Source organism: Pseudosulfitobacter sp. DSM 107133, assembly GCF_022788695.1.
Lineage (GTDB): Bacteria > Pseudomonadota > Alphaproteobacteria > Rhodobacterales > Rhodobacteraceae > Pseudosulfitobacter.
The window spans coordinates 2873840-2896896 of record NZ_CP085154.1 but is presented as its reverse complement, the minus strand read 5'-3'; the positions used below and the strand labels follow the sequence as shown (position 1 = coordinate 2896896).

Below are 23057 nucleotides of genomic sequence, written 5' to 3'. Positions count from 1 at the left end.
GGGATGCAATTGGCGACGCAAGACAATTCGGGCAGCTATCTGATTGCGCCCATGCCCGCGCGGTCGGGGTTGACCCGCAACGTGACGGGGTTTGACCACACCGGCGCGCAGGTTGATCTGTCGGTGGTCGAGGAGCGGCCCCTGACGATCTATCTGAACGCGCAGGAAATCGTTACGGCCATGACCATCGGCGATTACCCCGAATATCTGGCGCTGGGCTTTCTGCGCAACCAGCGGATGCTGGGTGATGATGATGTCGTCACCGGCGTCGATTACGACGAGGAATTGCAGGTGGTGGTGGTGCGCACGGCGCGCCAGACCAACCACGAGGACAAGCTGAAGAAGAAAACCCGCACCAGCGGTTGCGCCGTGGGCACCGTCTTTGGCGACATGATGGAGGGGCTGGACGGCGTGGTGCTGCCTGCAACGCCGGTGCGCACCTCGTGGCTTTATGCGCTTAGTGCCGCGATCAACCGCACGCCCTCGCTGTATCTGGAAGCAGGTGCGATTCACGGCACGGTGCTGTGCCATCAGGACCGTCCGCTGGTCTATATGGAGGACGTGGGGCGTCACAACGCGGTGGACAAGATCGCAGGCTGGATGCTGGACGAGGGCGTCAACCCCGACGACAAGATCCTGTACACAACGGGCCGTTTGACGTCCGAAATGGTGATCAAGACCGCGATGATGGGCATTCCGGTGCTGGCGTCCCGCTCGGGCTTTACCGCCTGGGGCGTCGAGATTGCGCAACAGGTCGGGCTGACCCTGATCGGCCGGATGCGGGGGCAGCGGTTTGTCTGCCTTGCGGGCGAAGACCGCCTGATCCGCGATGCCGATCCCGCGGCGGTTCAGGACGAGCCGCGCAAGTCGGGCCGTAAGGGGAGCGGGGAATGAAGCAACCTTTGGGCGTGATCCTTGCCGGTGGTCTGGCCACGCGGATGGGCGGGGGTGACAAGGCGCTGTTGCAACTGGGCGGGCAGAGCCTGCTGGCGCGGGTGATTGCGCGGCTGGAGCCGCAGGTGGCGGGGCTGGCGCTGAACGCCAATGGCGATCCGGCGCGGTTTGCGGGCTTTGGCCTGCCGGTGGTGGCGGACAGTGTGGAAGGGTTCGCGGGGCCGTTGGCGGGCGTACTCGCCGGGCTGGACTGGGCAGCGGAACTGGGGGCAGATGCGATCGTGACCGTGGCCGCCGACACGCCGTTCTTTCCCTGTGATCTGGTGCCGCGTCTGCTGATGGCCTCCGAAGGCATGGTCGCCCCGCTGGCGCTGGCCGCGACGCCGCGCGGCAATGCGGACACGCGCTCGATGACCGCCGGGCTGATCCGGCACCCGACATTTGGCCTGTGGCCTGTGGCCCTGCGCGACGATCTGCGCGCCGCTTTGCAGGACGGGCTGCGCAAGGTTGTGATCTGGACAGACGCGCACGACGGGCGGTTGGCGGAGTTTCCGGAAGCAGGTGATCCGTTTTTCAACGTCAACACGCCCGAGGATCTGGCGGCAGCAGAGGCGATGCTATGAGAATTTTTGGTGTTGTCGGCTGGAAGAACGCGGGCAAGACGGGGTTGATGGAGCGACTGGTGACCGAGATCACGGGGCGTGGCATCACCGTCAGCACGGTGAAACATGCGCACCATTCCTTTGACGTCGACCATCCGGGCAAGGACAGCCATCGGCACCGTGTGGCCGGCGCCTCCGAGGTGCTGCTGGCCTCGCGCAACCGCTTTGCGTTGATGCACGAGATGCGCGGCGCGGATGAATTGCCGCTGTCTGCGCTGCTGGAGAAACTGTCGCCGGTCGATCTGGTGCTGGTCGAGGGATACAAACGCGACGCCCATCCCAAGGTCGAGGCGCACAGGGCCGAAACCGGTAATCCGCTGATCGCGCCCGACGATCCGACGGTGCGGGCGGTGGCCAGTGACAGCGCGGTGGACGTGACCGTGCCGGTGTTCGATCTGGACGACACAGGCGCGATTGCCGATTTCATTCTGATGCAGGTGGGCCTGTGATGTTCGACACGGTGATCGTGGTGGACTGGTCCGGGGGCAACGACCGTGGCGCGACGCCCAAGGCCGATGCGATCTGGGCCTGTGTGGCGCGGGATGGGGTGGCGGATGCACCTGTCTATCTGCGCAACCGTCAGGTGGCCGAGGATTGGATTGGCGACGCGGTGCAGGTCGAGCGGGCGGCGGGCCGGCGGGTGATGGTCGGGTTCGACTTCCCCTTTGGCTATCCGCAGGGCTTTACGCGCGCCGTGGCGGGCACGGATGATCCGCTGGAATTGTGGGACTGGTTCGCGGAGCGGATCGAGGATGCGCCCAAGGCCAACAACCGATTTGATGTGGCCGGAGTGATCAACCTGTCGCTGGGCGGCAAGGGGCCGTTCTGGAGCAATGGGTTGAAGCGCGACATTGACGGGCTGGCGCGCACCAAGGCGGGCTATGAAAACCCCTTTGCCGAACGGCGCCGCGCCGAAGCGCTGGCCACGGGGGCTTTTACCGTCTGGCAGCTGAGCGGGGCGGGGTCTGTGGGGTCGCAGGCGCTGATGGGCCTGCCGGTGCTGGCGCGGTTGCGGCGGCGGTTCGGGGACGATCTGGCGGTCTGGCCGTTTCAGACCCTGGACACAGGGATCGCGCTGGTCGAGGTCTGGCCCTCGCTGATCGCGCCCGAGATTGCGGCGCGCGCGCAGCCCGACGAGATCAAGGATGCCGCACAGGTGCGGGTTCTGGCGCAGGCCCTGTCCGCGCTTGCGCCTGATCGGTTGGCCGCGATGCTGGCCGAAGGTGACACCGAAGAAGGCTGGATTCTGGGGCTGGGGCATGAGGATTCCTTGCGCGCCGCGTTGCGCCCCGACGGGCCCTTGCCGCCGCCCCTGTCCAACGATTGCTTTGCGCTACCGCCCGGTGTGAACTGGACGCCGGTGGATGAGGCTTTGGCCTTGCTGCAAGAGCGGCTGACGCCGGTGGCACAGGTGGAAACGGTTGCCATCCAACAGGCGCTGGGTCGCGTGATGGCCGCTCCCGTGACGGCGTTGCGGTCCAACCCGCCGCGCCCGAACACTGCCGTGGACGGATACGGCTTTGCCGGAGGGCGCGAGGCCGGAGTGCATGTGCTGCCGCTGGTCGCGGGGCGTGCAGCGGCGGGCGGCGATTTCGACGGCACGGTACCTGCGGGCCATGCAGTGCGGGTGCTGACGGGGGCGGCCTTGCCTGCGGGGGTGGACACCGTGGTGCTGCAAGAGGACGTGAGCGTTGACGGGGCCCGCATTGCGTTCAACGGGCCGGTCAAGGCGGGCGCGAACAGCCGTCGCGCGGGCGAGGATGTGGCCGCAGGCGATGAGGTGCTGCCGCAGGGGCGGCGGCTGACCCCTGCCGATCTGGCGCTGCTGGCAGCAGTGGGTGTCGGTGCGGTGCCGGTCTTTGCGCCCCTGCGCGTCGGCGTGTTGTCCACGGGCGACGAACTGGCCGAGGCGGGCACGGATGCAGGCGAAACACAGATTTACGACGCCAATCGCCCGATGTTGCTGGGGCTGCTCGCGCGGCTGGGCCACGTGGCCGTGGACCTTGGCCGGGTGCGGGACGACCGCGCCGCGCTGGCGGCGGCTTTGGACGGTGCGCAGGTGGATGCGATCCTGACAAGCGGCGGTGCTTCAGCGGGGGATGAGGACCACGTGTCGGCCCTGCTGCACGAAGCGGGGGCGCTGGCGCTGTGGCGCATTGCGGTCAAGCCGGGGCGGCCCTTGGCCTTGGGGATGTGGAAGGGCACGCCGGTCTTTGGGCTGCCGGGCAATCCGGTGGCGGCGATGGTTTGCACGCTGGTTTTTGCTGCCCCTGCGCTGGCGTTGCTGGCCGGGTCCGGTTGGCAGGAACCGCAGGGCTTTACGGTGCCTGCGGGATTCGAAAAATCCAAGAAACCGGGCCGCCGCGAATATTTGCGCGCCCGGATGCGGGAGGGCGTGGTCGAGGTGTTCCGGTCCGAAGGGTCGGGCCGGATCAGCGGGCTCAGCTGGGCCGAAGGGCTGGTGGAATTGCCCGACGGCCCGCTGGAGGTCAGGCGCGGCGATCCGGTGCGCTTTATCCCCTGGGGTGGTTTCGGGCTGTGATCAGATGCCGTGGGCGTCGAACGCCTTGCGCGCCGCCGCCACGCCGTTGATGCAGGCGGGCACACCGGCATAGACCGCCATCTGCAACAGGATTTCCACGATTTCATCCCGCGTGACGCCGGTGTTCAGGGCGGCGCGAATGTGGAATTCCAGCTGCTCGGGCGCGGTCCCCATCGCTGTCAGCGCCGCCACCGTCAGCATCTCGCGGGTGCGCAAGTCGATGACGGGGCGGTCCAGAACGTCGGCCAGACCGAAACCCAGAAGCGTGTCGAACAGATCGGGGGCCATGGTGTTCAGGTTGGCCTGAACCTTGGCAGCGGCGCCTTTTTCCAAGGTCTCAAGCAATGCGATGGTGCGGTCGGTGCGTTGGGTACTCATGCGTTCAGTCCTTTCATGCCTTCGGCGGTATATCGTGCGCCCGCCACGTCCAGCGCGGCGATGGCGCGGTTGAGGGTTGTCAGTTCGTCTGTGCTCAGGGTGATGTCGACGGCGGCTATGTTCTCTTCGAGGTATTTCAGCCGTTTGGTGCCGGGGATCGGCACGATGTGGTCGCCCTTGGACAGCAGCCACGCCAGCGCGATCTGTGCAGGCGTGCAGCCTTTGGCGGTGGCCAACTGACGGACACAGTCGACGATGCGCGTGTTGCTGGCCATGTTGTCGGCAGAGAACCGCGGCAGGTTGGCACGAAAGTCACCGTCGCCAAAGGTGGTTGCCTTGTCGAAAGCCCCCGTCAGAAACCCGCGCCCCAGCGGCGAGTAGGGCACGAACCCGATGCCCAGCTCGGCGCAGGCGGGCAGAACCTCGGCCTCGGCCTCGCGGGTCCACAGGGAGTATTCTGTTTGCACCGCCGTCACGGGATGCACCGCGTGGGCGCGCCGCAGGGTGGGGGCGCTGACCTCGCACAGGCCGATGTGGGCGATCTTGCCCTGTTTCACCAGATCGGACAGCGCGTGCATCACCTCTTCGATGCGTTGGGCGGGGTTGATGCGGTGGACATAGTAAAGGTCGATCCGCTCGACCCCCAGACGTTTCAGCGAGGCCTCGCAGGCGCGTCGGACATAGGCGGGGCTGTTGTCGATCTCGCGGCGGTATTCGCCGGGGTTGCGGACGATGCCGAATTTGGTGGCCACTTCGGCCTGTGGTTTGTGGGTGCGCAGGAACCGGCCCAACAGTTCCTCGTTGTGGAAGGGGCCGTAGGTGTCGGCGGTGTCGAAGAAAGTGATTCCCAGATCGGCGGCGCGGTTCAGGACGGCCAGCGATTGGGTGTCATCGCGGGGGCCGTAGAATTCGCTCATCCCCATGCAGCCAAGGCCAAGGGCTGAGACAGAGAATTCGGGGGTCAGGTGGCGGCGTTGCATGGTTTGTCCTTTTGATTGAGGGATGAGGACAAGATGCGTATTCTGATACCGGAAGAATATAGACAACATCAGAGGGCTGTTTTCGAAAAGTGGAAGACGCGTTGAACTGGAACGACACGCCCGCCTTTCTGGCGGTGGCGCGGACCGGCACACTGACCGGCGCTGCGGCGTCCCTTGGCGCGGGTGTCGCCACGGTGTCGCGGCGAATCGAACGGCTGGAGGCCGCGTTGGGTGTGCCGTTGTTCGCGCGGGCACAGACCGGATACCAGTTGACCGATGAGGGCACCGCATTGATGCCCCGCGCCGAGGCGTTGGAGGCGGCGATGGACGGGTTCCAAAGTGCCGCTCAAGCGGGGCGCGGTGTTCAGGGGCACGTGCGGGTGGCCACGGCCGAAAATCTGGCAAATCCGCTGCTGATCCCGTCACTGGGCTCGTTGCTGGCAGCGCATCCGGGGCTGACGGTCGAGGTGTCGACCGATGTGGCCTCGGTCAACCTGCACAAGCGCGATGCGGATCTGGCGGTGCGCATGGTGCGGCCCACGCGGGGGCACCTGACAGTGCGGCGGATCGGGACGCTGGGCTTTGGTCTGTATGGATCGGTTGATTACATGGCGCAGCGCGGGAGCGGTGCGGGGGTCGAGGGCGACCGCTATATCGGCTGGGCAGACCGCTTTGGCGATCTGCCTGCGGCGCAGTGGCTGGCCCGCAGCTTTCGCGATGCCGCACCGGCGGTGGTGACGTCGACGCTGGCCTCGCAACTCAGCGCGGCGCAGGCGGGGTTGGGGCTGGCGGTGCTACCGCATTTTCTGGCGCGGGGGGCCGGGTTGGAACGGATGCCGGTCGAACTGGGCGTGGATCAGGACATCTGGCTGGTGATGCACAGTGATCTGATGGCCTCACAGCGGGTGCGTGTGGTGGCGGATCATCTGGTAAGCGTGATCGAGGCGCATGGCGCGCAGTTGCGGGGGGAAACGCCGCCCTGATCTGAATGGCCACCGGCGGTTCCGGTTGCTTTCTTGACCCAAAAGAGCACCGCTCCTAGACTGAAAAGAACACCGATAAGGAGCGAGACCAATGGTGATGGAAACCTATCTTGTCTATCTCGCCGCGGTCGCCGTGTTCTTTGCAACGCCACCCGACACCAGCCAGCTTTTGATTATTTCAAACAGCATTCGCCACGGGTTGCGTAAAAGTGCCTATACAATTGCCGGAGACCTGACGGCCAACTGCCTGCAAATGACGGGCGCGGCGTTTGGGCTGGCAGCGATTATCGCGACATCGGCAGACGTGTTTATCTGGGTCAAGTGGCTGGGTGTTGCCTATCTGGTTTGGATCGGTTTGCAGCTTGTTCTGTCAAAAGAGCATACGCCCGATGTCGAGGCGAACGCTTCAGGGCAGGCAATTCGGTTGTTTCGGCAAGGCTTTGTGACTTCGATGGCAAATCCGTTTGCTGTCGTGTTTTTCGGGGCGCTGTTTCCGCAATTCATTGACCCAGCGTCGCCGGTGCTGCCGCAGCTTTTCATTCTGGGCATGACTTATATCGTGGTCGACGGCGCTATCTTGCTCCTATGGGGGTGGGCTGGAATCAAGGCGACGACCGCACTCAAGCGGGTGTCATTCGGAGTGGTGAACAAAGTTTGCGGGTGCTTGATGATCGCGGCTGCGGCATTGCTCGCGACGAAGGATTTCCAGCCGCAGCGTTAGGATTATGTTTGAATTGCTGGCTGGGGGGCCGAAGCGGGGCTTTTGCCCTTAATCAAACGTCCCCGCCACACGGCCCAGCAGCATGAAGGCGCGGGCGGTGCGGGTGTCGGCCAGCGCCGAGATGTCGGCGTCATCTGCTTCGGCCTCGAAGGCGGCAAAGCTGCGGTCGAAGCGGCGCAGGAAATGGTGCGCGGCGTCGCGGAAGATCGGGTCTTGCTTCATCCGGCCGGCGGTCAGGGCCAGCGACGAGCGGTCCCGCACGCCACCCAGCGCGGCAACACTGCGGCCACGCGCACCCTGGGCAAAGCTGCGCCAGATCTCGGGGCGGGCACGGTCGGGGCGCAGGTCGTCCATATAGATGCCGTCCTGGCTGAGCAGGGTCAGGATGTCCTGGGCCGCCTGGATCATCTGGGCGGTGGGCCGGTCCTTGAGCGCGCGGCGCAGGGCGGAAAAGCCTTCGGCATCCTCGGCGGTTTCGGGGAAGTTCAGGGCGCGGATGAAATCCTCGCGGGGCAGGGGCGGCGCGGTCTCCTCGGAGGAGGTGCCAAGCGCCAGCTTGGGCTGATCGTCGGCGGCCTGCGGGGCCATGGGCGGCGGCGCGTGACGGGCCGGTTTCACCGCGTCGCGCCGCGTGTGGAAGGTGGCCAGCGTGGTTTCGGTTTTCCTGGCGGCGGCGGCGATTTCATCGAGCTTGCGCGCGACCGACGGTTCGCTGGACAGATCGCGGCCCTGTTGCTGGGCGATATAGGCCTGGCGGATGGCATCAATCGCCGCCTGCAACCGCTGGCTTTCCTCGCGCATGACGCGGCTGGCCTTGGCTGCGGTGGCGGCGACCCAGATCATGCCCACGGGCATGAAGATCGCCAGCATGGTCATCAGGAACATCAATCCGCGGGTGCCGCCGTCCTGACCTTCGGGGGCCGAGGGCATGCTGAGGAAGAACACTGTCGCGCCCAGCAACCAAACCGCCGACAGGGCGATGGCGATAATCTCGATCCCGGTGATCCCTTGGGCACGCGGCCGGTCGTAGATGCCCAGCGGCGTCGGACGTGCATGTGCCGCAGACGCAGGGCGGCCCTGGGTCCGGGAAGGTGTCGTGTCAGCAGTCGGCGTGTCGGCCATGTTCCGGGTTCCGATCAGATGAACGCGATTTTCAGCACTTCATAGGATTTGCCACCGCCGGGGGTGTGCACCTCGACGCTGTCGCCTTCTTCCTTGCCGATCAGGGCACGGGCGATGGGGGATTTGATGTTCAGCAAGCCCGCTTCGATGTTGGCCTCGTATTCGCCGACGATCTGATAGGTCTTCTCTTCGTCGGTGTCTTCGTCAACCAGCGTGACGGTGGCGCCGAACTTGATGCCGCCTTTCATCTTGGTCGGGTCGATCACATCGGCCAGCGAAATCGCGCCTTCCAGTTCCTTGATGCGCCCCTCGATGAAAGACTGCTTTTCCTTGGCGGAATGGTATTCGGCGTTCTCGGACAAATCGCCATGTTCACGCGCTTCGGCGATGGCCTTGATGATGGCTGGGCGCTCGACGGATTTCAGGTGCTTGAGTTCGGTCTCAAGGGCAAGGTGACCCTTTCGGGTCATCGGGATCTTTTCCATAGGTCACGTCCAGCAGATTAGGGCGGCCAAAGTGGCCGCCGGTCAATGTTGGATGCTACCTGACCTATTGCGAAGGGGGATTGCAAGGGTTGGGTGCGTGCAGGGCGGCGAATGTCGCCGATCTGTGGGCCCGATCGGCAAGGGGGCGCTGCCCCCGCGCCTTGCGGCGCTCCCCCGGAGTTTGTCTGGCAAGATGAAGGAAGATCAGTCGTATTGCACCACTTCATATTCGATGCCGTCTGCATCGTGGAAATAAAAACGGCGGCCGGGTTCATAGTCGGCGTGGTTGCCGGTGGTGAACCCATGCGCCTTGATCCGGGTTTCGAGTGCGTCGAGGTTGTCGGTGGTGACCGCCAGATGGTTCAGCCCGCCGATGGTGGTATAATTGGATTGCTGCGGCGTTTCGACAGCTTTGGGGGCGTAAAGGGCAAGGTAGTGCGTGTCACTGCCAACGTGAACGGTGTGTCCGCCGGCGATCGCATCGCCCTGCCAGCGGATGTGCCAGCCGAACAGGTCGCACATCCACGCCGCAGTCGCAGCAGGGTCGGAGACGGTGAAGTTGGCGTGTTCAAGTTGGGCGGTCATGGGGTTTTATCCTTTTCTCGGGGTTCGAATGGCTTTAGCGTAATTTCTAAACCTAACTTTAGGTCAAGGGATTTTTCGAGATGGCAAAAGACGGATTGAGTATTGGTGATCTGGCCGCGCGCACGGGGTTGGCGGTGTCGGCAATCCGTTACTACGAAGTGCAGGGCCTGATTGACCCGTGGCGCAATTCCGGCGGGCAGCGGCGCTACGAGCGGGCAGACATCCGGCGGCTGTCGTTCGTGATGATCGCGCAACAGTTCGGTTTTACACTTCCCCAGATCCGCGCCGAACTGGACCTGTTGCCAAAGGGGCGTGTGCCGACCAAGGCGGATTGGGCGCGCATCAGCACCGGGTTTCGCGCGGCGCTGGATGCGCGGATCGACACGCTGACCCGGATGCGGGACACGCTGGACAGTTGTATCGGCTGCGGCTGCCTTAGCCTTGAAAGCTGCGGCTTGTACAATCCCGGCGACCGCGCTGCCGAGAAGGGCAGTGGTCCGCGTTATCTGATGGGCGATCGTCCTGCGGGCTGAACCCGTTGTAGCGGTGCTTTACGCTGCGAAATCGGTCGCAAAACGATGCCGCCTGGACGGTGTTTCGATTGCAATGGCGGGCCGTGTGGTTTAGCCAAGCGCGAAAGAATGTTGCGCGTTGCTGGGAATGCACGCGCTTTTTGCACAAGGAGCCGCCGAGCATGGCCGAGATTGAACGCGAAGCGATGGAATATGATGTGGTCATCGTCGGTGCCGGGCCTGCGGGCCTGTCGGCGGCGATCCGTCTGAAGCAACTTGACGCCGACCTGAACGTGGTCGTGCTGGAAAAGGGCTCGGAGGTGGGCGCACATATCCTTTCGGGCGCGGTTCTGGACCCCTGCGGTCTGGATGCGCTGATTCCCGACTGGAAGGAGAAGGGCGCGCCGGTCACTGTCGAGGTGAAGGAAGACAATTTCTACATGCTGGGCGAAGCGGGCAAGCTGCGCATTCCCAACTTTCCCATGCCGCCGCTGATGAACAACCACGGCAACTATATCGTGTCGATGGGCAATGTCTGCCGCTGGATGGCGGAACAGGCCGAAGAGCTGGGCGTTGAAATCTTCCCCGGCATGGCCTGTTCCGAACTGGTTTACGGCGAAAACGGCGAAGTCAAAGGTGTGGTTGCCGGCGAGTTCGGCATTTCTGCCGACGGCTCCAAGGGCGACAGCTATGAGCCGGGCATGGAACTGCACGGCAAATATGTCTTCCTGGGCGAAGGCGTGCGCGGTTCGCTTTCAAAAGAGGTGATCGCGAAATACGATCTGTCGGCCGGCAAAGAGCCGCAGAAGTTCGGCATCGGTATGAAAGAGATCTGGGAAATTGATCCCGCCAAGCACAAAGAGGGCACTGTTACCCACACGATGGGCTGGCCCTTGGGCAGCAAGGCCGGTGGCGGATCGTTCATCTATCACCTTGAAAACAATCAGGTCTATGTGGGCTTCGTGGTCCACTTGGGCTACAAGAATCCCTATGTGTTCCCCTATATGGAGTTCCAGCAGTTCAAGCATCATCCGATGGTGGTCGAGCTGCTGAAAGGCGGCAAGCGCGTGGCTTATGGCGCGCGCGCCATCACCGAGGGCGGCTATCAGTCGATGCCCAAGATGGTGGCGCCCGGTGTGGCGCTGCTGGGCTGTTCGGTTGGGATGGTCAACGTGCCGCGCATCAAGGGCAACCACAACGCGATGTTGTCGGGCAAGGCGGCGGCCGAGGCGGCTTTTGACGCGATTAAGGCCGAGCGTTCGGGCGACGAACTGAGCGCTTACGAGACCGAAGTGCGCGGTGGTGCAATTGGCGCGGATCTGAAAAAGGTGCGCAATGTCAAACCGTTGTGGTCAAAATTCGGCCTGACGGCGTCGCTGGCCATCGGTGGCTTTGACATGTGGTGCAACACGCTGGGCTTTTCACTTCTGGGCACGCTGGGGCACGGCAAATCCGACGCCGATGCGACCGAACCTGCGGCGCAGCACAAAGAGATCACCTATCCCAAGCCGGACGGGAAGCTGTCGTTTGACCGTCTGACCAACGTGGCGTTCAGCTTTACCAACCACGAGGAAAGCCAGCCTGCGCACCTGAAGCTGAAAGATGCCAGCATTCCGGTGGAGCGCAATCTGGCGGTCTATGCGGGCCCATCGGCGCGCTATTGCCCTGCCGGCGTCTATGAATTTGTGACAGAGGACGGCAAGGACCCGCGCTTTGTCATCAACTTCCAGAACTGCGTGCACTGCAAGACCTGCGACATCAAGGATCCCAGCCAGAACATCAACTGGACCACGCCGCAGGGCGGCGACGGGCCGAACTATCCGAATATGTAATGCGCCTATGGCGTTGTGTGAAAAGGCGGGCGTTGGCCCGCCTTTTTGCGTTCACAGGGTTTTGGCGTAGGCCGCAAGCTGGTCGGCCACGGTGCCCCAGCCGTCAAAGAACCCCATATCCTCATGCGATTTGCGCGCCTCGACAGAGCGGTGTCGCGCTGTGGCAGTATAGATTGTGCCGCCCGCACCATCGTCTTCAAATTCGACAATGGCGGTCATGAACGGATCGGCGCTGGGTTTCCAGCCTTCGCTATAGGCATCGGTGAACACCAGTTTGCGCTGGGGGATGACCTCAAGATAAACACCTGTGTTGGCCATGGTGTTGCCATCAACCTTGAAGCTGGTGTTGAACCGCCCGCCCACGCGCAGGTCGATTTCGCAATCGGTAACAGCGTGCGGCCTGGGAACAAAGAACGCTTTGACGTGCTCTGGCGTTGTCCAGCATTCCCACAGCAGGGCAGGCGCAACGTCGATCTTGCGGGTAAAGGTCAGGTCGGTCGTGGGGTCAAGTTTCATTGGCGCGCTCCTTGGCGAGTTGTTTTGCATATGTGTCGAGTTGATCCAGACGCCGGGTCCAGAGGTCGGATTGATGGCCAAGCCAGTCCTGAACCGGGACAAAGGCGGTGTCGGACCGCGCATAGGTGCGCACGCGCCCGACCTTGGTCGAGGTGATCAGCCCTGCGGATTCCAGCTTGGCCAGATGCGCCAGCAACGTCGGCAACGCCATGTCATGCGGGGCCGCAAGTTCACTGGTGGTGGCCGTGCCGCGCGACAAACGGTCGATGATGGCGCGTCGCGTCGGATCGGCCAAAGCCGCAAAGATGTGATCGAGTTGAGAATCATACTTAGCCATTTGGCTAACTATTGACATCCAGCCCGTTTTGACAAGCCCTATGTGCGTGCGGGATGCAAAAAGCGGCTATCTGGGCAAGTTGCTGCCAGACCTCACGGCTTTGTTGGGTGTGGTATTCGCAGGCCCATTGCGCCCGCGTGCAGACGTGCTAGCCTTATTGCCAACGAAATTAGACGAGGCAGTCGCGTGATCCGTTCCATTCTGAAAAGCACCGTGGCCACGGCCTTGATCTGGACACTGGCGGGGCCTTTGGCGGCACAGGATGTGGCGGGGCCCTATCTGGCGGCGCGGCAGGCGTCTTATACCAACGCCTTCGAGACTGCGGCCAGGTATTACGATGTGGCGTTGCGCCATGACGCGGACAATCCCGAGCTGATGGAAGACGCGACACTGGCGCATTTGCTGCTGGGCGACGTTCCACATGCCTTGCCGATTGCCCAGGAAATGGAAGCGGCGGGCCTGCGCAGTCAGGCGGCGCATATGGCCGTGATAGCCGATATGGCACAACGCAAAGATTTTGCAGGGCTGCTGAATCGGGACATGGCAAACCAGGGCATCGGGCCGCTGGTGGATGGGCTGTTGGTGGCCTGGGCCCATGTCGGCGAGGGGGACATGAAAGCCGCCCTTGACGGGTTCGATGCCGTGTCGCGCGAACAGGGACTGAAAGGTTTCGCGCTGTATCACAAGGCGATGGCGCTGGCGTTGCAGGGCGATTATGCCGCCGCCGAAGAGATTTTTTCGGGCACCGACAGCGGCACGATGGTGCGCACCCGTCGCGGTGCGATGGCGCGCGCCGAAGTGCTGAGCCAGATGGACCGCAATGCAGATGCGGTCACCAGCCTGCAAGAGGCATTTGGCGGCGCATTGGACCCCGAGCTGGAGCGTGTCATCACCGCGCTTGAGGCCGGCGAAAAGCTGCCCTTTACCCATGTCACCTCGGCGCGGGATGGTCTGGCCGAAGTGTTCTATTCGCTTGCCGGAGCACTGCGCAGCGAGGCTGCTGCAGATTATACGTTGCTTTACGGCCGTCTGGCCCGCTACCTGCGGCCCGGCCATGTCGATGCGCTGCTGTTGAACGCGGAGCTGCTGGAAGAGCTGGATCAACATGATCTGGCGATCGCTGTTTACAAGGAAGTGCCCGCAAGTGATCCGGCCTTTCACGCCGCCGAACTGGGCCGTGCCGCAGCATTGCGCAAGGCGGGCAAGCCCGATGCCGCCATCGAAGTGCTGGAGCAACTGGCGCGCCAGTATCCCGATCTGCCTGTGGTGTATTCGACGCTGGGCGACGTGCTGCGCCAGCAAGACGAATTCGCCGCCGCGATCAGCGCCTATGACCGCGCGCTTGACCTGACCACCGAAGGTGCGCGTGCACAGTGGTTCCTGCTGTATGCCCGTGCCATCGCCCACGAACGGCTGGACCAGTGGCCCGAAGCCGAAGCCGATTTCCGGCATGCGCTGGCCCTGAATCCCGGCCAGCCGCAGGTGCTGAACTATCTGGGTTATTCGATGGTCGAACAGCAGGTCAATCTGGACGAAGCGCTGGAAATGATCGAACAGGCCGTCGCAGCCAGCCCTGACAGCGGCTATATCATCGACAGCCTCGGCTGGGTTCTCTACCGTCTGGGCCGTTATGACGAGGCGGTGGTGCACATGGAACGCGCCGCGCAGCTTGAGCCGGTCGATGCGGTGGTCAACGACCATCTGGGCGACACACTGTGGGCCGTGGGGCGCAAGCGTGAAGCGCGGTTCCAGTGGCGGCGGGCGCTGTCCTTTGTCGATCCCAAAGAGACCGACGGCGAGGCCGATCCCGACAGGATGCGCCGCAAGATCGAGATCGGGCTGGACAAGGTGCTGGCCGAAGAAGGCGCGCCGCCCCTGAAGATGATGGCAGATCGCTGAGCCTGTCGGGATGGCGGATTTGCGGGTCTTTGCCCCTGCCAAGATCAACCTGACCCTGCATGTGACGGGACGGCGCGCAGATGGCTATCATCTGCTGGATTCGCTGGTGGTCTTTGCCGATGTGGGCGACGAAGTGCACCTGCGTCCCGCGACCGCGGTGTCATTGGATGTGGACGGGGCCGAAGGGGCGCAGGTTCCGGCAGGCGAGGACAATCTTGTGCTGCGCGTCGCGCGGCTGTTTCCCGATATCGCTGTGGCGCTGACACTGACCAAGGACCTGCCGGTCGCGTCGGGGATCGGCGGCGGCTCTGCCGATGCGGCGGCGGTCTGGCGCGGTCTGTGCCGCATGGCGGGGCAGGGCGGTGATGCCTCGGACCTGCTGGCGCTGGGCGCCGATATTCCGGTCTGCGTGCCTGCGCAAACCGCGCGGATGCAAGGCATCGGGGATGTGGTGACACCGCTGGAAGGCCTGCCGGAGGTGCATGTGGTGCTGGCCAATCCGCGGGTCGCCGTGTCAACGCCGCAGATATTCAAAGCGCTGATACAAAAGGACAATGCGCCGATGCCTGCCGCACTGCCAGATTTCGCAGATGCAGCCGCCTTGTGCCGCTGGCTGGCCACGCAGCGCAACGATCTACAGGCACCCGCCGAGGCCATCGCACCGCAGATCGCGCAAACCCGTCAAGCACTGGCGGCGCTGCGTGGCTGCCTGCTGGCGCGTATGTCCGGCTCGGGTGCGACCTGTTTCGGGGTTTTCGCCAGCGCCGGTGCGGCATCTGACGGCGCGGCAATGCTGGCAGCGGCACAGCCCGGCTGGTGGGTGCGCGCAGGGCGGATGGGGTCAATGAAGACCGCCGCCGAACCGCAAGCGGTCAGCTGATCCGGTCGACCACAAAGTCGGCCAGATCGACCAGCATGTCCTTGATGTCGTGATCGGGCAGGGGGGCCAGCGCCGCTTTGGCACGGTTGGCCCAATGCAGCGCGTCCTCACGGGTTTCGGCCAAAGTGCCGTGTTTGTTCAGCAGCGCCAGCGCGTGATCCAGATCACCGTCGCCTTGTTTGCCCTTTTCGATGGTGCGCACCCAGAATGCCCGTTCGTCGGCATTTGCCTTGGCCACGGCCTTGATCACCGGCAGGGTCAGCTTGCGTTCGCGGAAGTCGTCACCAATGTTCTTGCCCGTGGCTGTGGACTGTCCCTGATAGTCCAGCAGGTCATCAACAATCTGGAACGCTACCCCCAACGCATCGCCGTAATCATACAGCGCCTTGACCGTTGCGGCATCGGCATCGGCAATGACACCACCCACTTCCATGGCGGCCGAAAACAGCGCTGCGGTCTTGCCGCGCACAACTTGCAGATAGACAGCTTCGTCCGTTGCCAGATCCTGTGCGGCGGTCAGTTGCAGCACCTCGCCCTCGGCGATGGTGGCGGCAGCGTTGGACAGGATGCGCATCACCTCCATCGAACCGCATTCGGTCATCAACTGGAAGGAGCGGGCGAACAGGTAATCCCCGACCAGAACGCTGGAGGTGTTGTCCCACAGCAGGTTGGCGGTGGGGCGGCCACGGCGCTGTTCGCTTTCGTCCACCACATCGTCGTGCAACAGCGTGGCGGTGTGGATAAATTCGACCGTGGCGGCCAGATGAACGTGATAAGGCCCCGTATATCCGCACAAATGCGCCGACGCGAGTGTCAGCATGGGGCGCAAACGCTTGCCGCCCGCCCCCACCAGATGCGCGGTCACTTCGGGAATGCGCGGCGCATGTTCCGAGGCCATCTTGGTGCGGATCAGTGTGTTTACGGCGTCCATGTCGTCGGCCAGCCGGGCGGCCAGCCGGTCATGCGGTTTCAACATCGTTGTGCTGCTGTCCATCTTGCCCCCATTGGCCCCTGTACATTGAGGCCTGCCTTCTCTTACATCCGTGATCATGAAAGAACTTTTGCGCAGCAACGACCCGACGATCATCGCCTTTGCCTCGGCCCTACTGTCGGGCGAGGATATAGACTGCTTTGAATTGGACGTAAACATGAGCGTGCTTGAAGGCGGGATCGGGATTTTCCCGCGCCGCCTGATGGTGCGCTCTGATGACCATGTCGCCGCCACACGGGTCATGCGCGACAACGACATTCCGCTGGGCCGGTGAGCGCGGAGAGCGATCTGACCCAAGACGCCTTTTTGGGCGGGCAGGTGATGCTGTGGCAACCGCGCACCGGGTATCGCGCGGGATTGGATCCGGTGCTGCTGGCTGCCAGCGTTCCCGCGCAGGCGGGACAATCGGTGCTGGATCTGGGCTGCGGCGCAGGCGCGGCGGCCCTGTGTCTGGGCGCGCGGGTGCCGGGGCTGGAGTTGCACGGAGTCGAGCGCCAGCCCTTTTATGCGGATCTGGCCCGCCGCAACGGGCTGGACGTCACCTGTGCCGACCTGACCCAATTGCCGGTCCCCCTGAATGAACGCAGCTTTGACCATGTGATTGCCAACCCGCCCTTTTTTGACCGCAGTGCCAGCCGCCCCTCGCCCTATGTGGGTCGCGAGGGCGCATTGGGCGAGGACACGGCGCTGGAAGACTGGGTTCAGGTCGCCGCCAAACGCCTGCGCTATCGCGGATTCGCCCATTTTATTCACCGCATGGCGCGTCTGCCCGATATTCTGGCAGGCATTCGCCCGGTGATGGGCAGTGTCGAAGTGCTGCCTTTTTCAGCACGCCCCGGTCGCGCCCCGGAACTGTGCATTATCCGCGCACGCAAAGGCGGGCGCGCGGAATTTCGCTTGCATTTTCCACGCCTTCTGCACCGCGGCGAAAGCCATTTGCGCGATGCAGAAAGCTATACGACTGAAATAAAAGCGGTTCTGCGCGATGGGGCCGCGCTGGAATTTTAGCCATCGGGTTGTAGATCACATATCTATGATGCGCATGCAGCGTGACAGAATTGTAAAATCATGGTTTGCTCGCCTTGTACTTGAACAAATGGAGGATTGCATGAGCTTGAGCGCACATCTCAACGAGTTGAAGAAAAAGCACGAGACCCTGAGTAACGCGGTGGAAAAGGAACTGCGCGCGCCGGGAGCGGACACGTTAAAAGTGGCCGAGCTGAAAAAGCAAAAACTCCGTCTAAAAGAAGAAATCACGCGTTTGTCAGTCTGACCGCGTTTTAGCCAAGCTGGCGTGCGCCGTGATGACGGCGCCGCCGGTCGGTTACGAAAGATCAGCCGCCTGAACGATCCGCAATGCGTCGGTCACATGGGCGGTTTTTTCAATTTCTGCCAGAATCCAGTCGCGGAATGCTGCGACCTGCGGGCGGTTCTCGGCTCCGAGCGGGCACAAGAACCGGAACCGCGCGGTTGTGCCCAGGGCAACCTTAAATGGCGCGACCAGACGGCCATCGGCCAGATCCTTGATCACCAATGCACGGCGTCCCAGCGCCACACCTACGCCGGCGAGAGCTGCATCAACAGCATGATCTGCCTGGGAAAAACGTGGGCCGTGGCTGGGCGCATGGTCGATGCCCATCGCGCGGAACCACGTTGCCCAGTCACAGGGCGGATCCAAAAAATTAACGCTTTCGTCCCAGATCAGGCTGGCCTGCATCAGGCTTTCGGGGGTCGGGTATTGCGCCGCCATTTCGGGGGTCATGACCGGACACATCCATTCATCTGCCAGCGGCAAGGCATATAGCCCCGGATCGGGGCCATAGCCAAAGCGAATGGCCACATCGACCGCGTCACGGGCAAAGTCCATCATCCTGAGCGAGGCTGAAAACCGCAATTCGATCTCGGGATGGGCCTGGGCAAATTCATACAGACGCGGCGCCAGCCATTTGGCGGTAAAGGCCGGACCTGCGGTGACGGTCAGGGTCACGTTATCCTGCAAGCGTTCAGCGGCGCGCCATGCAGCTGCCAGCGTCTGGAAGCCGTCCTGTGCGCCGGGGGCCAGCGTGTGGCCTGCTTCGGTCAACTCGACAGCGCGGTTCAAGCGGCGGAACAGCGGTGCGCCCAGATGCGCTTCGAGCGATTTGATCTGATAGCTTAACGCCGCAGGCGTGACGTGCAGTTCATCCGCCGCCTTGGCGAACGACATATGGCGTGCGGCGGCATCAAAGGCGCGCAATGCAGTAAGCGGGGGCAGGCGGTCAGGCATGTCAGTTCAATTATACTTATCTGAAGTGGTCAAAACTCTCGTTTGTCATAGGGTGCGCACAAGTTCATGTTAAGTGCAAGACAACGCCCCAATCACAGACACCACAGCCAGACCCCTCCCAGTCAATGGCCACCAAGGAGATCACAATGTTCGAAGCCACCACAAACCCCGCCGCACGCACCGCCATCGGTTCGGCCCATGTCGCTCGCGGGCAGTTCGTTCAGGATGCTATGGCATGGATTTTCGGCGCAAAATCGGCCCGCTAAGTCAGGCCAAAACGGTTTTCCGCTGATCCGGGTGCACACGGATCTTACGGAATAAAAAGGGGCGGTCCCAAGTTGGCCGCCCCTTTTTCTATGTGAAAGGCGGGGTCAGGGCCGCAGCATCACCTTGCCCGCGCGGCCTGGCGTCAGCGCTGCGGTCATTGCCTCAGACAGGTGATCCAGACCATAAACGCCGCCATCTTCCAGCGTCAGTTCACCTTTGGCGGCAAGCGTCACCAGTTCGGTGATCAGCCGGACACGCTGGGCCGGGTCCATATCGCTGCTGACCTTTGAGCCCCAGAACCCTTTGACCGTGATCTGTTTCATGATCAGCGTGCCCGAGGACAAAGGCAACGGTGCGCCTGTGGCCGTGCCGAACACGACCAACTCACCATTGGCGCCCAGCAGATCGGTCAGGTCCTGTGCTAGGTCACCCCCAACCGAATCGATGGCCGACACGGCGCCCGTTTTGCCGATCAGCGCCTGGGCCTTGCTTTTCCAGTCGGCGTCCGACGTGGACAGCACGTTGTCGATGCCCAGTTCAGTCAGTTCGGCCACCGCAGCGTCACGCCGCACCAGATTCAGCAGATGGATGCCGCGCGATTTGGCCAGAACCGCCATGATTTTGCCGACAGCCCCATTGGCCGCGGTCTGGATGATCCAGTCGCCCTGTTTTGCCTGCAACATTTCCAACAGCGAAATCGCGCTGAACGGCATGGCGATCAACTGCGCACCCATGGCGTCAGAGATCGCATCCGGCAGCGGCAGAACGCCGGTTGCGGGGGCGATGAAATACTCCGCCCATGTGCCGTGCACGCCTGCGATGCTTACCCTTTGACCGATCACGGAAGAGTCGACCCCCGCACCAACGGCGTCAATGGTGCCCATCGCTTCGGATCCGCCAATCGCGCCCGGCAGCTCGGGTTTATAGCCATAGTTGCCACGGATCGTCCAAAGATCATGGTTGTGGATCGGTGACAGCAGCATCTTGACGCGCACTTCGCCAGCGGCGGGCTCGGGGGTGTCAATGATTTTGGTTTCCAGTACGTCGACGGGTTCGCCAAAAGTGTCGTGAATGGCAGATTTCATGATGTATTCCTTAGTTTTCAGTGTGTTCTGGTGAAAGGCGGCGTGCGGTGTCGTCAAGCGCGCCGCGCAAGGCACTGTCGTTTTGCGACAGCTTGGACAAGATCGCGGCCCCCAGCCAAGTTGCATACAGAATGCGGGCTGAGGCGTCGGGGTCGGGCAGTGCGCGCACCGAGCCGTCAATGGCCCCGGCGCGCAACAGATCGGCAATGCGTGCGGTCAGCTGGTCAACGCCTGCATCCAGTATGACGCGCATGTCGTTGGACAGATCGGCGACTTCGGCCGCCAGTTTGACAACCAGGCAGCCCGACGCGATGCCGCAGGTGCCGCTGTGATCCAGCCATGCCGACCAGAACCTGTGCAGCTTGTCGCCTGCGGTTCCCGGGCCGTCGGCCAATGCGTCGAAACGGGCCAGATAGTCGTCGACATAGTCCTGAAGCAGGGCGCAGCCAAAGACTTCTTTGGACGAGAAGTAATAGTAGAACGACCCTTTTGGGATACCACTGGCGGCAAGGATCTGCGAAAGCCCCACGCCGCTAAAACCGCCGCGCAAAACCAGCTCTCGTCCCTTGGTCAGGATCTGCTGGCGGGTCTGTTCTGATTTGGTTGGCTGTGTCATATCCCTCAGATAGGCGCTAATAGACCGGTCGTCTAGTGGTTGGGACAATCTTTTTCCAAAAGGCAAAAACAGAAACGGCGCGCCAGATGGGCGCGCCGCTTGCAAAGAGATTTGATGGCGTCAGACGAAAAACTGGCCGCCGTTGGCCGAGATCGTCGAGCCGTTGATAAAGCCCGAATCGTCCGAAGCCAGAAACACAACGCAACGTGCGATTTCTTCCGGTTCGCCCAGGCGGCCTGTCGGGATCTGCGCGATGATCGATTCGCGCACCTTTTCCGGCACGGCCATGACCATATCGGTGCCGATGTAGCCGGGGCAGATGGCGTTGGCGGTGATACCTGCGCGCGCGCCTTCCTGAGCCAGCGATTTGACGATGCCAAGATCGCCCGCTTTGGTCGCGGCATAGTTCACTTGTGCGAATTGGCCCTTTTGCCCGTTGATCGAGCTGATGACGATCACGCGGCCGAATTTGCGTTCGCGCATGCCCGGCCAGACGGGGTGCACGGTGTTGAACACGCCGGTCAGGTTGGTGTCGACAACCTGATGCCACTGTTCGGGGGTCATTTTGTGGAAGGGCGCGTCGCGGGTGATGCCTGCGTTGGCCACCACGACGTCGACGGGGCCAAGGTCGGCTTCGACTTGGGCGATGCCTGCCTTGCTTTCGTCGTAGTCGGCAACGTTCCATTTGTAGGTCTTGATGCCGGTTTCATCGGTGAATTTCGCGGCGGCTTCGTCGTTGCCGGCATATGTCGCGGCGACGCTGTATCCTGCGTCTTTCAGGGCTTGCGAAATGGCCGCGCCGATTCCGCGCGATCCCCCGGTAACAAGTGCAACTCTGGCCATGGTATTCTCCTCCAATTGATCTTTATTCTATTAATGCGTGTATCCGCCTCGGTCGTCCATGCATTTACTGCACCAAATATGACAAGGTTTTGTCACAGCCAGTGTTACACGAAACGTGGGCGTAAGAGGGGATTTGTGCGCATTGCGCGGATGTTGGTCGCAAAGGGTGCACCGTTGTCACGCTGCGGGTGGCAGACGTGGTTAACCGGTTTGAAAAAGCTGTTTTTATCGGCACGAAGCAACCTTTGGATTTCGCGACACATGATATGCCGCGAAATCTTGTTACTCATTCCGTCATGCGCCCGCAACTATATTGCGCGGCCTGACGGAAATTAGGGGCGCTCAAGACACATGGCAACGCCCATGCCGCCGCCAATGCACAATGTCGCAAGGCCTTTTTTGGCGCCACGGCGTTTCATTTCAAACACCAGCGTGTTCAAGATCCGCGCACCCGAGGCGCCGATTGGGTGGCCGATGGCAATCGCGCCGCCGTTGACGTTCACGATGGACGGATCCCAGCCCATGTCCTTGTTCACCGCACAGGCCTGGGCGGCAAAGGCTTCGTTGGCTTCGACCAGGTCCAGGTCTTCGGCGCGCCAGCCGGCTTTTTCCAGGGCCTTGCGCGAGGCAAAGATCGGGCCCGCGCCCATGATCGACGGGTCAAGACCGACTGTTGCATAGGAAACGATTCGCGCCAGCGGTTCGATCCCGCGTTTTTCGGCATTGTCCGCTGTCATCAGCAGCGCGCCGGCAGCACCGTCGTTCAGGCCGGACGCGTTGGCCGCTGTGACCGACCCGTCCCTGGTGAAAGCGGGGCGCAGTTTTTGCATCGCCTCCAGCGTGGCACCGTGGCGGATGTATTCATCGCTGTCTACCACGGTATCGGCTTTGCGGCCTTTCACGGTAAAGGCAACAATTTCGTCCTGAAACTTGCCGGCCTTTTGGGCGGCTTCGGCCTTGTTCTGCGAAGCGACGGCGAATTCATCTTGCTGTTCACGGCCGATTTGCCATTTTTCCGCAACATTTTCGGCTGTTTGACCCATGTGGTAGCCGTTGAACGCATCCCACAGACCGTCGCGGATCATCGTGTCGATATACTGCATGTCGCCCATCTTGTGGCCTGCGCGCAGATTCGCGGCATGGGGGCTCATCGACATGTTTTCCTGACCGCCCGCGGCCACGATGTCAGCGTCTCCCAACTGGATATGCTGGGCGGCAAGGGCGACGGCGCGCAGACCCGAACCGCACACCTGGTTGATGCTCCACGCTGCGCTTTCAATCGGCAGGCCGGCATTGATATGTGCCTGACGGGCAGGGTTCTGCCCCTGGGCAGCGGTCAGAACCTGGCCCAAAATGGTCTCGCTCACCTCGGCCTTGTCGATACCGGCGCGTGCGACAATCGCCTCAAGTACAGCGGCGCCCAGATCATGTGCGGGTGTGCCGGCGAAAGAACCGGAAAAACTGCCGACGGCGGTGCGTGCGGCAGAGGCGATGACGACGTTGGTCATGGAATGCATCCTCTTGTTGTTTGACGAGGGACATATTGTCAGACCAGGCAACATGCCGCGTCCGGGCCCCTCGACTTAAGAGAATGGATAAACCATTCGATCCTGTGTCACAACGTAAACGGATGGCCAATTGACGACAGCCCGCGGGAACGG

26 protein-coding genes are annotated in these 23057 nt (G+C 62.5%); 13 read left to right on the top strand and 13 right to left on the bottom strand.

Annotated elements, in window-relative coordinates; translation table 11 throughout:
• Positions 1 to 3 precede the first annotated feature (3 nt).
• Genes DSM107133_RS14295 through DSM107133_RS14280 form a run of 4 tightly spaced genes read left to right on the top strand, consistent with a single transcriptional unit; the run spans position 4 to position 4098 of the window.
• On the top strand, positions 4 to 894 hold the full coding sequence (locus DSM107133_RS14295; protein WP_114291486.1) for a formate dehydrogenase accessory sulfurtransferase FdhD: 891 nt from the start codon (positions 4 to 6) through the stop codon (positions 892 to 894).
• The gene (gene mobA, locus DSM107133_RS14290; RefSeq protein WP_114291487.1) at positions 891 to 1517 is read left to right on the top strand and encodes a molybdenum cofactor guanylyltransferase MobA; all 627 of its coding nucleotides are present in this window, start codon (positions 891 to 893) and stop codon (positions 1515 to 1517) included. Before DSM107133_RS14295 ends, mobA begins: the two co-directional genes overlap by 4 nt.
• Positions 1514 to 2005 carry a molybdopterin-guanine dinucleotide biosynthesis protein B gene (gene mobB / locus DSM107133_RS14285; protein ID WP_114291488.1) on the top strand — a complete coding sequence of 164 codons (492 nt, stop codon included), beginning with the start codon at positions 1514 to 1516 and terminating at the stop codon, positions 2003 to 2005. Before mobA ends, mobB begins: the two co-directional genes overlap by 4 nt.
• Positions 2005 to 4098 (top strand): molybdopterin-binding protein, encoded by a 2094-nt coding sequence (locus DSM107133_RS14280; RefSeq protein WP_205387724.1) that lies wholly within the window; start codon positions 2005 to 2007, stop codon positions 4096 to 4098. Before mobB ends, DSM107133_RS14280 begins: the two co-directional genes overlap by 1 nt.
• Here DSM107133_RS14280 and DSM107133_RS14275 read toward each other — a convergent pair whose 3' ends face one another.
• Positions 4099 to 4476: a carboxymuconolactone decarboxylase family protein gene (locus DSM107133_RS14275; RefSeq protein ID WP_114291490.1), complete on the bottom strand. Its 378-nt coding sequence runs from the start codon at positions 4474 to 4476 to the stop codon at positions 4099 to 4101. It abuts the gene before it with no gap.
• Positions 4473 to 5456, bottom strand: coding sequence for an aldo/keto reductase (locus tag DSM107133_RS14270; RefSeq protein WP_114291491.1), 984 nt, complete (start codon positions 5454 to 5456; stop codon positions 4473 to 4475). The genes DSM107133_RS14275 and DSM107133_RS14270 overlap by 4 nt, the downstream gene beginning before the upstream one ends.
• A gap of 89 nt (positions 5457 to 5545) precedes the next feature.
• Here DSM107133_RS14270 and DSM107133_RS14265 point away from each other — a divergent pair, with 89 nt between their 5' ends.
• Positions 5546 to 6439 (top strand): LysR family transcriptional regulator, encoded by an 894-nt coding sequence (locus DSM107133_RS14265; protein WP_205387725.1) that lies wholly within the window; start codon positions 5546 to 5548, stop codon positions 6437 to 6439.
• A gap of 91 nt (positions 6440 to 6530) precedes the next feature.
• The gene (locus DSM107133_RS14260) at positions 6531 to 7160 is read left to right on the top strand and encodes a LysE family translocator (RefSeq protein ID WP_114291492.1); all 630 of its coding nucleotides are present in this window, start codon (positions 6531 to 6533) and stop codon (positions 7158 to 7160) included.
• Between the two features lie 48 nt (positions 7161 to 7208).
• Here DSM107133_RS14260 and DSM107133_RS14255 read toward each other — a convergent pair whose 3' ends face one another.
• The 3 genes from DSM107133_RS14255 to DSM107133_RS14245 all read right to left on the bottom strand — a co-directional run bounded on the left by DSM107133_RS14255 (position 7209) and on the right by DSM107133_RS14245 (position 9352).
• Positions 7209 to 8282: a hypothetical protein gene (locus DSM107133_RS14255; protein WP_114291493.1), complete on the bottom strand. Its 1074-nt coding sequence runs from the start codon at positions 8280 to 8282 to the stop codon at positions 7209 to 7211.
• A 14-nt stretch (positions 8283 to 8296) separates the two neighbouring features.
• Positions 8297 to 8767: a transcription elongation factor GreA gene (greA, locus tag DSM107133_RS14250; protein WP_114291494.1), complete on the bottom strand. Its 471-nt coding sequence runs from the start codon at positions 8765 to 8767 to the stop codon at positions 8297 to 8299.
• Between the two features lie 204 nt (positions 8768 to 8971).
• Complete coding sequence (locus DSM107133_RS14245) at positions 8972 to 9352, bottom strand: VOC family protein (RefSeq protein WP_114291495.1); 381 nt, start codon at positions 9350 to 9352, stop codon at positions 8972 to 8974.
• 80 nt (positions 9353 to 9432) lie between these two features.
• Here DSM107133_RS14245 and soxR point away from each other — a divergent pair, with 80 nt between their 5' ends.
• On the top strand, positions 9433 to 9885 hold the full coding sequence (gene soxR, locus DSM107133_RS14240) for a redox-sensitive transcriptional activator SoxR (RefSeq protein ID WP_114291496.1): 453 nt from the start codon (positions 9433 to 9435) through the stop codon (positions 9883 to 9885).
• Between the two features lie 161 nt (positions 9886 to 10046).
• Entirely contained in the window at positions 10047 to 11696 is a 1650-nt protein-coding gene (locus DSM107133_RS14235) for an electron transfer flavoprotein-ubiquinone oxidoreductase (RefSeq protein ID WP_114291497.1), read from the top strand.
• 51 nt (positions 11697 to 11747) lie between these two features.
• Here DSM107133_RS14235 and DSM107133_RS14230 read toward each other — a convergent pair whose 3' ends face one another.
• Complete coding sequence (locus tag DSM107133_RS14230; protein WP_114291498.1) at positions 11748 to 12212, bottom strand: SRPBCC family protein; 465 nt, start codon at positions 12210 to 12212, stop codon at positions 11748 to 11750.
• A complete protein-coding gene (locus tag DSM107133_RS14225) occupies positions 12202 to 12549 on the bottom strand; it encodes a metalloregulator ArsR/SmtB family transcription factor (RefSeq protein ID WP_114291499.1) in 348 nt (115 codons plus the stop codon). The genes DSM107133_RS14230 and DSM107133_RS14225 overlap by 11 nt, the downstream gene beginning before the upstream one ends.
• 186 nt (positions 12550 to 12735) lie before the next feature.
• Between DSM107133_RS14225 and DSM107133_RS14220 the strand changes: the two genes are divergently transcribed.
• Together DSM107133_RS14220 and DSM107133_RS14215 are read left to right on the top strand one after the other, a co-directional pair.
• Positions 12736 to 14448 carry a tetratricopeptide repeat protein gene (locus tag DSM107133_RS14220; RefSeq protein ID WP_114291500.1) on the top strand — a complete coding sequence of 571 codons (1713 nt, stop codon included), beginning with the start codon at positions 12736 to 12738 and terminating at the stop codon, positions 14446 to 14448.
• A gap of 10 nt (positions 14449 to 14458) precedes the next feature.
• A complete protein-coding gene (locus DSM107133_RS14215) occupies positions 14459 to 15328 on the top strand; it encodes a 4-(cytidine 5'-diphospho)-2-C-methyl-D-erythritol kinase (RefSeq protein WP_114291501.1) in 870 nt (289 codons plus the stop codon).
• Here the strand turns inward: DSM107133_RS14215 and DSM107133_RS14210 are convergent.
• The gene (locus DSM107133_RS14210) at positions 15321 to 16322 is read right to left on the bottom strand and encodes a polyprenyl synthetase family protein (RefSeq protein ID WP_114291502.1); all 1002 of its coding nucleotides are present in this window, start codon (positions 16320 to 16322) and stop codon (positions 15321 to 15323) included. The two genes, DSM107133_RS14215 and DSM107133_RS14210, sit on opposite strands and share 8 nt — an antisense overlap.
• Before the next feature lie 55 nt (positions 16323 to 16377).
• Here DSM107133_RS14210 and DSM107133_RS14205 point away from each other — a divergent pair, with 55 nt between their 5' ends.
• From DSM107133_RS14205 to DSM107133_RS14195, 3 genes are all read left to right on the top strand, one after another.
• Complete coding sequence (locus tag DSM107133_RS14205; RefSeq protein WP_114291503.1) at positions 16378 to 16593, top strand: DUF2007 domain-containing protein; 216 nt, start codon at positions 16378 to 16380, stop codon at positions 16591 to 16593.
• A 47-nt stretch (positions 16594 to 16640) separates the two neighbouring features.
• Positions 16641 to 17327, top strand: coding sequence for a methyltransferase (locus DSM107133_RS14200; protein WP_114291566.1), 687 nt, complete (start codon positions 16641 to 16643; stop codon positions 17325 to 17327).
• A gap of 100 nt (positions 17328 to 17427) precedes the next feature.
• Positions 17428 to 17592 (top strand): DUF465 domain-containing protein, encoded by a 165-nt coding sequence (locus DSM107133_RS14195; protein ID WP_114291567.1) that lies wholly within the window; start codon positions 17428 to 17430, stop codon positions 17590 to 17592.
• 51 nt (positions 17593 to 17643) lie between these two features.
• Here DSM107133_RS14195 and DSM107133_RS14190 read toward each other — a convergent pair whose 3' ends face one another.
• From DSM107133_RS14190 to DSM107133_RS14170, 5 genes are all read right to left on the bottom strand, one after another.
• Positions 17644 to 18585, bottom strand: coding sequence for a transcriptional regulator GcvA (locus DSM107133_RS14190; protein ID WP_114291504.1), 942 nt, complete (start codon positions 18583 to 18585; stop codon positions 17644 to 17646).
• 371 nt (positions 18586 to 18956) lie between these two features.
• Positions 18957 to 19937: a zinc-binding dehydrogenase gene (locus DSM107133_RS14185; RefSeq protein ID WP_114291505.1), complete on the bottom strand. Its 981-nt coding sequence runs from the start codon at positions 19935 to 19937 to the stop codon at positions 18957 to 18959.
• Positions 19938 to 19947: 10 nt separating this feature from the next.
• Positions 19948 to 20553: a TetR/AcrR family transcriptional regulator gene (locus DSM107133_RS14180; RefSeq protein ID WP_114291506.1), complete on the bottom strand. Its 606-nt coding sequence runs from the start codon at positions 20551 to 20553 to the stop codon at positions 19948 to 19950.
• Between the two features lie 120 nt (positions 20554 to 20673).
• Positions 20674 to 21396, bottom strand: coding sequence for an acetoacetyl-CoA reductase (phbB, locus tag DSM107133_RS14175; protein WP_114291507.1), 723 nt, complete (start codon positions 21394 to 21396; stop codon positions 20674 to 20676).
• Positions 21397 to 21728: 332 nt separating this feature from the next.
• Positions 21729 to 22904 (bottom strand): acetyl-CoA C-acetyltransferase, encoded by a 1176-nt coding sequence (locus DSM107133_RS14170; protein ID WP_114291508.1) that lies wholly within the window; start codon positions 22902 to 22904, stop codon positions 21729 to 21731.
• Between the last annotated feature and the right edge of the window lie 153 nt (positions 22905 to 23057).